The 9029-nt window shown below is 73.1% G+C and carries 6 protein-coding genes; 1 reads left to right on the forward strand and 5 read right to left on the reverse strand.

Annotated elements, in window-relative coordinates; translation table 11 throughout:
• Positions 1-4479: alpha-2-macroglobulin family protein (locus MFF42_RS15175; protein WP_238256485.1), on the reverse strand; the 4479-nt coding region annotated here is incomplete at its 3' end.
• A 329-nt stretch (positions 4480-4808) separates the two neighbouring features.
• Here MFF42_RS15175 and MFF42_RS15180 point away from each other — a divergent pair.
• Positions 4809-6317, forward strand: coding sequence for a trypsin-like peptidase domain-containing protein (locus MFF42_RS15180; protein ID WP_238256486.1), 1509 nt, complete (start codon positions 4809-4811; stop codon positions 6315-6317).
• Between the two features lie 19 nt (positions 6318-6336).
• On the opposite strand, the gene MFF42_RS15185 is transcribed toward MFF42_RS15180, so the two are convergent.
• From MFF42_RS15185 to MFF42_RS15200, 4 genes are all read right to left on the reverse strand, one after another.
• The gene (locus MFF42_RS15185; RefSeq protein ID WP_012453303.1) at positions 6337-6489 is read right to left on the reverse strand and encodes a DUF3309 family protein; all 153 of its coding nucleotides are present in this window, start codon (positions 6487-6489) and stop codon (positions 6337-6339) included.
• A 109-nt stretch (positions 6490-6598) separates the two neighbouring features.
• Positions 6599-7645, reverse strand: coding sequence for a cysteine synthase A (locus MFF42_RS15190; RefSeq protein ID WP_238256487.1), 1047 nt, complete (start codon positions 7643-7645; stop codon positions 6599-6601).
• Between the two features lie 67 nt (positions 7646-7712).
• A complete protein-coding gene (locus tag MFF42_RS15195; RefSeq protein WP_238256488.1) occupies positions 7713-7943 on the reverse strand; it encodes a hypothetical protein in 231 nt (76 codons plus the stop codon).
• 767 nt (positions 7944-8710) lie between these two features.
• Positions 8711-8908, reverse strand: coding sequence for a hypothetical protein (locus tag MFF42_RS15200; protein WP_238256489.1), 198 nt, complete (start codon positions 8906-8908; stop codon positions 8711-8713).
• Between the last annotated feature and the right edge of the window lie 121 nt (positions 8909-9029).

The raw sequence follows: 9029 nt of genomic DNA on the forward strand, positions 1-9029 counted from the left end.
GCGCTCGGCCTGGAGCGCCTGCAGGGCCGCGTCGAAGCCTTTTTGCGCCCGGCCGCGGTCGCCGAGCAGCGCGAGCGCGGCGGCGAGCTGCCCGCGGCCCAGCGGCGTGGCGAAGTCGGCGAGCTTGGTGTCGGCGAGGTAGCGCAGGTCGCCCATCACCGGCCGGCCGTTGCGGGCGAGCACGTAGGCCGCGTAGGCCAGGTCCATGCCGCCGTTCTCGACGGTGGTGGTGTTGGCCACCGTGTTGCGCAGGCGGTCCAGCGCGCTGTTGAAGGCGGTCTGCGGCACGGCAAAGCCCCGCTCGCGGGCGCGGGTGAGGAAGTCGGTGACGTAGGCGGTCAGCCACGTGTCGCCGGCATTCTCCGTGGACCACGCGCCGAAGGCGCCGCTCGAATCCTGACGCGCCAGAACCCGCCCGATCGCCGCGCGCACCCGCTCGTCGAGCCCGCCGTCGAGGCCGAGCTTCTCGCCGGCCGCCAGCGCGTTGACGTAGAGGAGCGGCATCGCCCGGCTGACGACCTGCTCCGAGCAGCCGTAGGGGTAGCGGTCGAGGGATTGCAGCAGGGCGGCGACGTCGATGCCCCCGACGCGGTTGGCCGCGACGGAGACCGCGCCGGTGCCGGGCAGGATGTCGGCGAGCAGGTCCGGCGTCAGGTCGAGGCCGGCGCCGGGCTCCAGCGGGCGCAGGTTCCGGCGCACCAGCGCGCCGGTGCCGGGATTGATCCCGAGGGCGAAGGACTGGCCGGCGCTGCCCTGGATGCCGGGGCCGGTCAGGCTGACGTCGAGCCGGGCCGTGCCGGGGCCGGCGGCGGTGATCGGGATCACGAGCTGCCCCTTGGCGCCGGCCTCCAGCCGCATCGTGGTGTGCACCGCCTCGCCCGCCACCACGACGGGGCCGGTGAGGTCGAGATCGACCGTGTAGTCGCCGGCCGCGCCCTCGACGTTGTCGAGGGCGACGAAGAAGCGCGAGCGGTCGCCGACATTGAGGAAGCGCGGCAGGGTGCCGGTGAGGACCACGGGGTCGCGCACGATCACGTCTCCTTGCGCTTGGCCCACGCGGCTCTTCGTCCAGGCGGTCGCCATCAGCCGGGCGGTGCCGTTGAAGGCGGGCAGGTCCAGCGGAATTTTTGCTGTTCCGTCGGCGCCCACCGTGACCACGCCCGAGTAGAGGGCGAGCGGCGCCTGTGTCGGCGGCGCGTCGGCGAGTTCGGTCGCGCCGCCGTCGCCGCCGGAGCGGATCGCGCCGAGCGTGCCCTGCATGCCGTCGATCAGGTAGCCGTAGAGGTCGCGGATCTCGGGGCCGAGGGCCTTCTGGCCGAAGAAGTAGGCAAACGGGTTCGGCGCCTCGTAGCGGGTCAGGTTGAGGATGCCGACATCGACCGCGGCCAGCGTCACCCGCGCCTCCTCGCCGGGACTGAGCCCGGCGATCTTCACCGGAACGGTGAGGGTGCCGCGGGGGCGCACCTTTTCCGGCGCCTCGATCGACACCGAGAGGCCGCGCTTCTCCTTGTCGATCGCGAACCACGCCACCCCGAGCGCCCGGCCCGGCATCCGCTTGGCGGACTGGTCGAGCGGGCGGTAGGCGGTGGCGACGAGGTAGGCGCCCGCGCCCCATTCCGCCTTGACCGGGATCTCGACGGTGGTGCCGCCCTCCGCCACCGCCACGTCGCGGATCTCGTGCACCCGGTCGCTGACGACGGCCAGCGTCGCCGTGCCGGCGAACTTCGGTGCGAGCCGCGCCCGCAGCCGCTCGCCCGCGGCGTAGGCCGGCTTGTCGAGGGTGAGGTCGAGCAGATCGGGCACGTCGGCGGTCTCGGAGCCGCCCCAGCCGACGGTGAAGGACACGCTCGCCGCCGCCTGCGGCTGGCCCGGCACGCTCGCCTCCAGGCGGTACTGGCCGAAGCCCACCGGCACGGCGATGCGCGCGGGCGCCTCCGCGCTGGCCGCCACCCGCCCGTCGGCGACGCGGCGGCTCGACTTCACCGGTTCGAAGCTCCAGCGCCCGTCGGCGCGGTACCATTGATAGGTCCGCTCGACCTTCGACAGCGTCCAGGTCACGCCGTCCTGCGCGAGGCGCCGGCCGTCGGGGGCGGCCATGACCACGTCGAAGGTGGCCGTCGCGTTCTCGGCGAGATCGCTGCCGAAATTCTTGCGGATCGCCAGCACGGGCTGGGCCGGCAGGATCGGCAGGGTGACGCTGCGGCTCAGCGCCCGGCCGCCCGGCTCGCCGACGGCGAGGGTGATCTTCGCTTCCAGCGCGCGCGGCGCGGCCACCTCCTGCACCGGCACGGTGACGGTGGTCTTGCCCTGCGCGTCGGTGGTGGCCTTGCCGTCGATCTCCGACGTCGTCGCCTCCACGGCCTCGTCGTCGAGGCCGATGGAAAAGCCGTCCAGGCCCTTGATGCCGGGGGCGGCCGCGGCCTGGACCGCGACCGAGCCCGAGACGTCGAGCCCCGAGCCCGGCGCGCCGTAGAGGTAGCGCGCGGCGACGTCGATGACCGCCGGCTCGCCGCGGGTGAGGCTCGGCGTCTTCGGGGTGAGGCTCACCTCCAGCCGCTCGGGCACGTAATCCTCGACGAGCCAGCTCGCTTCGCCGACCGGCGGCGCCTTCGGATCGGTATAGGCCGCGACCCGCCACGTGCCGTGCATCGCGCCCGACATCAGCGGCAGGGCGAGCGAGCGCCCGCCGAGCCCTTCGTCGGCCACCGCCGCGCGGCGATACTCGACGCCGTCGGGCCGCCGCACCACCAAAGTCAGCGGCAGGCCGCTCACCGCCGCGCCCTGCGGGTCGCGCAGAAGAGCCGTGAGCTGCACCGTCTCGCCGGAGCGGTAGACGCCGCGCTCGGGGAAGACGTACGCCTCCGCCCCGCCCGGCGCCGGGCGGCCCTTCACGCCGCGGTCGGACAGGTCGAAGGCGCCGAGCGCGAGGTCGAGGAAGCCGTAATCGTCGCCGAGCTGCGCCACGACGAGGCCCGGCGCCAGCCCGCCCTCGCCGCGGGCGAGGCCGGCGGGGAAGGCGGCGTGGCCCTGGCCGTCGGTCTTGGCGACCGCGAGCACGTCGTTGTTGCGGGCGATCAGCCGGATCTCGGCGCCGGAGACCGTCTTGGCGCTCGCGAGCGAGCGGGCGAAGACGTGGACGCCGTCGCGGCCCTTGAAGGCGGTGAGGCCAAGGTCGGAGACCACGAACCACTGCGTCGCCTGCGCCTCGTAGCCGCCGTACTCCTCCTCCGACGAATCCGTGGTGCCGGTGGGTTTGGCCAGCATCAGATAGAGGCCGGGCTCCAGCTTGCCGACCGCCTGCAGCACGGGGAAGGCGGTCACCGCCTCGCGGTTGGTCTCGGCCTTGGCCGTGTCGAGGGTGCCCTTCCAGACGCGCTGGCCCTTCTGGTCGGCGATCGTCTTGGCCGTCGAGCCGTTGAGTTGGCTCAGGAACTCTTCCGAGCGGAGCGCGGGCAGCAGGCCGCGGTCGCCGATGCGCAGCACCTCCACGTCGAGGGTGGGCGCGTTGACCGAGACCAGCGGCACGCCCGCCTGTCCGGTGCGGGGCAGGACGTAGTTGCGGCCGGTGAAGCGCACCTGGGGCGAGCGGTCGCGGACGTAGACCTCGTAATCGGCCGATTTCAGCAGGCTCTCGCCGACGGAGGAGGGCAGGCCCTGGCGCACCACGAAGGCGTAGCGCTCGGAATGCTTGAGGCCGTCGACGCAGACCTGGGAGCCCTCCGCCGTGACGGCGGCGTTGGCCGCGCCCGAGACGGCGACGTAGGGGGCGTAATCGGTCTTCGGGACGAGGCTCTCCGAGAAGGTGAAGCAGACCCGCGGCGCGGCGGCGTCCGAATCGACCTTGTAGTCGAGGATGCGGAAGCCGTGCTCCGCGCGCAGGCTCTCGTAGGTCGCGCGGGTCTGCGCCTCGTCCCGGATCGCGAGGCTCGCCCGGTAGGCCTCCAGCGCCGGCCGCCACTCGGCCTGGGCCGCCTGGATCTCGCCGAGCCGGGCGAGCGCCCGCGCCTCGTCCGCCGGATTCTTGGCGCGGAGGTAGCCCTGGTAGGCGGCGGCGCTCGCGCGGCCCTTCAGCTTGAACCGGGCGGAATAATCGGAGCGCTCCTCGTCGTTGCCCGCCGCGTTCGCGGCGCGGGCGTAGTCGAGCCAGTTGCGAACATCGTTCGGGTCGGCCGCGACGGCGGCGGCGTAGGCGTTCAGCTCGGCATCCGGCTCGGCCCCCTCGCTCCGCGCGGCGACCTCCGCCTCGCGGCGCCATTGCGCGGCCGTCTTTCCGCCCGCGGGCGCCTCGCTCTTCAGCGCGGTCTCGAGCCGGACGCCCGCGCTCGCGAGGTTCTCGCGCAGGAAGGTTTTGGCGACGGGCGCGGTCGCCGACCGCGGCGGCGCAGCCGGGCGCGGCGTCTGGGCCAGGGCGGGGAGGCCGAGCAGCGTCGCGCCGATCAACGCCGCGCCGAGACGCCCGAGACCTTTGCCTTGGGACATGCGCTCGTCTCCTCCGGCCGGTGCGCCCGAACCGGGGCGCCCGCGGCCGGCAAGCTATCACTTGCCGCGCCGGCCGCAACGCTCGGCTTCGGTCCTTGGCCGGCTCCGTGATCCGGCCGGCTTCTCGGATGCCGATCACCTCGTCCATACCCTCCCCCCGTCATTCCGGGGCGCCGAAGGCGAACCCGGAATGACGGGGGTGAGGAGCCGCAAAAGTTCTGTCGGAGCGTCAGCCCGAATTCGAAGCCCCGGCTCGGCCGCGCCGCGGCTTGTGAGAGCCACCGTTCCGCTGGCATCATCGCGGCCGCTCATCGAATCGGGCGGGGGTGATGGCGGCACAGACACGAATCGTTCGCAGCGTGCCGGCTCTGCTGGCCGCCTGCCTCGCGACGGGGGCGCTGGCCCAGATGCCGGCTCCGCACAATCCGGCCCCTCCGCCGCCGGCGGCCCGGCCGAAGCCCGCCGTGCCGGCCCCGCCCGCGCCCGACCCCGCCTTCGAGGCGGCCCGGGCAGCCTTCGAGGCGCTGCCCGAGGCGGAACGGCGGGGCCTGCAGGACGCCCTCGTCTGGACCGGCGACTACAACGGCGTGACCACCGGCGCCTTCGGCAAGCGCAGCTTCGAGGGCATCCAGACCTACCAGACCCGCACCGGCGCCGCCCCCACCGGCCTGCTCGCGCCGCCGGAGCGCGCGGCGCTCAAGCGCGAGGCGGAGGAGGCCCGCCGGGCGGCGCGCTTCAAGGTCCAGCCCGATCCGGCGAGCGGCGCCGTGATCGGCGTGCCGGAGGCGCTGCTGCCGAAGAAGAGCGCGATCCCCGGCGGCACCCGCTGGCAGAGCGCCGACGGGCGGGTGACCCTCGACACCAAGTCGTTTCCGCAAGGGGAGACCAGTCTCGACGCGCTGTTCGAGCGGGCCGCCGCCGCGATGCCCGGCCGCAAGGTGACCTACAAGCTGAGGAAGCCGGACTTCGTCGTCGTCACCGCCGAGACCGCGGGCGGGCGCTCCTATATCCGCTACGCCGAGGGTCCGGCGGGCATCCGCGGCTTCACCCTCGGCTACGACAGGGCGCTGGCCGACACGGTCGATCGTCTCGTCATCGCGGTGGCCAACACCTTCACACCGTTTCCCGAGGAGATGCCGGCCGCCGCCGCACCGGCGACGGCCGCCGGTCCGGCCCCGCGTCCGCCCGCGTCCGGACCCGGAATGGCGGTCGCGCCCGCGCTGTCCCATGCGCTGCCCGGCGCGCCGACCGAGGCGCGCCCCGCCGCGACCGGCCTGCTCCTCGGCGGCGGGCGGGTGCTGACGGCGGCCTCGGCCCTCGAAGCCTGCCCCGCGCCCCGCATCGGCGGCGCGACGGCCCGGATCGAGCGGCGCGACGCGTCGGGCAGCCTCGCGCTGCTCGCCGCCGAGGGGCTCGCGGGCGGCACGCCGCCGCCGCTGCGCACCGATCCGGCGGCCGAGGGCGAGGCCCTGCTCGTGCTCGGTGCCCAGGCCAAGGGCCCCCCGAGCGTCGCTCCCGCCAGCGCCGCGGCCGAGGGCGTCTACGCTCCGCTCCAGCCCGGCGCGGGCGGCGCGCCGGTGCTCGACCGGTCGGGCCGGCTCGTCGGGCTCGTCGCCCGGTTTCCCGCCGCGCCCCGCCTGATCGCCGGGGTGATGCCGCCGACGCGCTACGCCGTCGTGCCGGGGAAGGCCGTGGCGGCCTTCCTGGGCGAGAGCGGCGTGTCCGCCGGGGCGGGCACGGGGTCCGCGAAAGGCACCGCGAACGGCACCGCGGCCACGCTGGGCGGGGCGGCGGCGCCCGTTCTCGGCGCGGTCGTCGCGATCACCTGCGCGCGGTGAGGCGCGACGGCGCCGGGCCTCAGATCCGGCCGGTCGCGAGCAGGACGATCAGGATGATGAGCAGGATGCCGCCGAGGCCGAAGCCGGGGCCGCGGAAGCGCCCGCCGCCGTAGAAGTTGCCGCCGCCGAACAGCAGCAGGATCAGCAGGATGAGCAGAATGGTGGTGAGCATCGTCGGGCCGTCTCCGGATTGCTCAAACACCGTCGCCTGAGCACTCACAGCAACGCTTCCGCCCGCGATTTCGTTGCCGGCTCGGTGTGATCCTGCGGTGTCCCGCGGCTCACGCCCTCCAGTCGGGCAGGGGTTCGGGGGACGGGCCGAGCCAGTCCGGAATCGGCAGGCCGCGCTCGCGGAGGAAGGCGGGGTTGAACAGCTTCGAGGCGTAGCGCGCGGCGCCGTCGCAAAGGATCGTCACGATGGTGTGGCCCGGCCCGAGTTCCCGGGCGAGCCGGATCGCGCCCGCGACGTTGATGCCGGACGATCCGCCGAGCGACAGGCCCTCCTCGCGCATCAGGCCGAAGATGATGCCGAGCGCCTCCGCGTCCGGGATCCGGAACGAGAGATCGGGCCGGAAGCCTTCGAGATTTCGCGTCACCCGGCCCTGGCCGATGCCCTCCGTGATCGAGGAGCCCTCGGCCTTGAGCGTGCCGGTGGTGTAGTGGGCGTGGAGCGCCGACCCCTCGGGATCGGACAGGGCGATCGTCACCCCCGGTTTTACCGCCCGCAGCGCCTCGGCCACGCCCGCGAGCGTGCCGCCGGTGCCGGCCGCGCAGACGAAGCCGTCGACCGCGCCGCCGGTCTGCGCAAAGATCTCGGGGCCGGTCGCCTCGACATGGGCGCGGCGGTTGGCGACGTTGTCGAACTGGTCGGCGAAGAAGGCGCCGGCCGGCTCCGTCTCGGCCAGCCGCTCGGCGAGGCGGCGGGCGGCATGGACGTAGTTGTTGGGGTTGGCGAAGGGGACGGCGGGCACCTCGACGAGCCGGGCGCCGGCCAAGCGCAGCGTCTCCTTCTTCTCCGCCGACTGCGTCTCGGGGATCACGATGACGGTGCGGTAGCCGCGGACGGACGCCACCAGCGCGAGCCCGATTCCCGTATTGCCCGCCGTGCCCTCGACGATGGTGCCGCCGGGCCGGATCAGGCCGCGCGCCTCGGCGTCCTGCACGATCGAGAGCGCCGCCCGGTCCTTCACCGACAGGCCGGGATTCAGGAACTCCGCCTTGCCGAGGATCGTGCAGCCGGTCTCCTCGGACGCGCGGCGCAGCCGGATCAGGGGCGTGCCGCCGATGGCGGCGAGCACGTCGGGGGACACGGCGGAGGACCTGGACATGCGGGACGGCAACCTTCCTGAGCGCCCGCGACGGGCGGCGGATCAGGCAGGCTTAATCAACCGATTTTCAGGAATCCAGGTAGCCCGCTTCCCGCAGGGCATCGGCGACCGCCGTAAAGAAGGGGTCGTCCGCCGCCTCATCCTCCGGCGACGGGCTTCGTCCCTCGGCGAGGCGCGCGCCGTCCTCGGGGGAGAAGTCCGAAAAAGCCCGCGACGCCGGGCTTCCGACCGATGCGGCGGAGGCACCGAGCCCGAACAGGCCGGCGGCAGTGAGGAGGGACTCACTCAGAGAGATCATGGCCGGATCCTGTCTCGAAACGGGACGTCGCGAGCCTAGTCCGTTAACCAAATCTTGGCAATATTGCGGGGGAGAGACGGAAAACAGCCTATCGGTTTTCGGCGGCCCGGCGATTGTGGCCGCGTCGCAGCGGTGAAGGCCGCCGCGGTTCAGGGCGGGTTCACGCGGGAGGGCCAAGGAAGCGGGCACGGAGCGATCGTCGCGCGACCTCTGTGATCTTCCTGCATCGCTTTCGGCGAACCGGGCCGTGCCGGCGCCGCAATCGGGCGGGATGAGCACTCCGTCAAGCTTCTCCCGCTAGACGCTCTCCCTACGGCGGTTCGTCCCGCCATCCCCCGATGCCTGTCCGATTTCCTCTCAGCCGCGAAGCCACTCCATGACGGTCGTCGTCCTCATCGCCTGCAACCTGCTTCTGGCCGGCCTGTTCTCCCTGGTCGCCGTCGCCCTCGACTGAGCGCGCCGCTCCCGCGCGCGAACCCCCACCGCAACGTCTGAGAGCCTGTTTGACGGGCTTATCCGATCAACTCCCCTCATCCTGAGGTGCTGCGAAGCAGCCTCGAAGGAAGGCTCCAGAGGTCGCGCGATCCCTGGAGCCCTCCTTCGAGGCTCCGCTTCGCTCCGCACCTCAGGATGAGGGGGGAGGACTGGAATAATCGCGGCATCGCGCTGGTTCGGTGTCAAAGAGCGAAAGCAAACAGGCTCTGAACACCCCGGCCGCCTCCGTCGTGGCCGGGTGTTTCGGCGTGAGGGCAATCGTCCTCGAAAGGTCAGGAGCGCGTCGTCCGGTCCTGCGGCGTGTCCAGGCGGCCGATCAGGGTTTCGAGGCGCTCGCCGACCGGCTCGGTGAGGCTGTCGGCGTAGTGGCTGCGCAGGCTCTTGCCGAGGTGGCGGCGCACGCTCGGGCTCAGCGGCGGCGCGGCACTCGCGCCCCGTGCTGGTTTGGTCTCGGCGACTGGCTTCGTCACGGATCGTCTCCCGTCCGGTGCCGGAAGCGGCTGTGAGGGGACGATCTTGAGGCCCGAGGGTTAAGGCGAGTTTTATCGCGGCGGGCAACGAATGGTTCACCAAACAAGAGACCCTCCGTGC

The organism is Methylorubrum podarium (assembly GCF_022179745.1).
GTDB classification, from domain to species: Bacteria; Pseudomonadota; Alphaproteobacteria; order Rhizobiales; family Beijerinckiaceae; genus Methylobacterium; species Methylobacterium podarium.

Excerpts from the sequence above, each read along its gene's own strand:
- MFF42_RS15180 (WP_238256486.1), top strand. The coding sequence starts at position 4,809 with ATGGCGGCACAGACACGAATCGTTCGCAGCGTGCCGGCTCTGCTGGCC.
- MFF42_RS15185 (WP_012453303.1), bottom strand. The coding sequence starts at position 6,489 with ATGCTCACCACCATTCTGCTCATCCTGCTGATCCTGCTGCTGTTCGGC.
- MFF42_RS15190 (WP_238256487.1), bottom strand. The coding sequence starts at position 7,645 with ATGTCCAGGTCCTCCGCCGTGTCCCCCGACGTGCTCGCCGCCATCGGC.
- MFF42_RS15195 (WP_238256488.1), bottom strand. The coding sequence starts at position 7,943 with ATGATCTCTCTGAGTGAGTCCCTCCTCACTGCCGCCGGCCTGTTCGGG.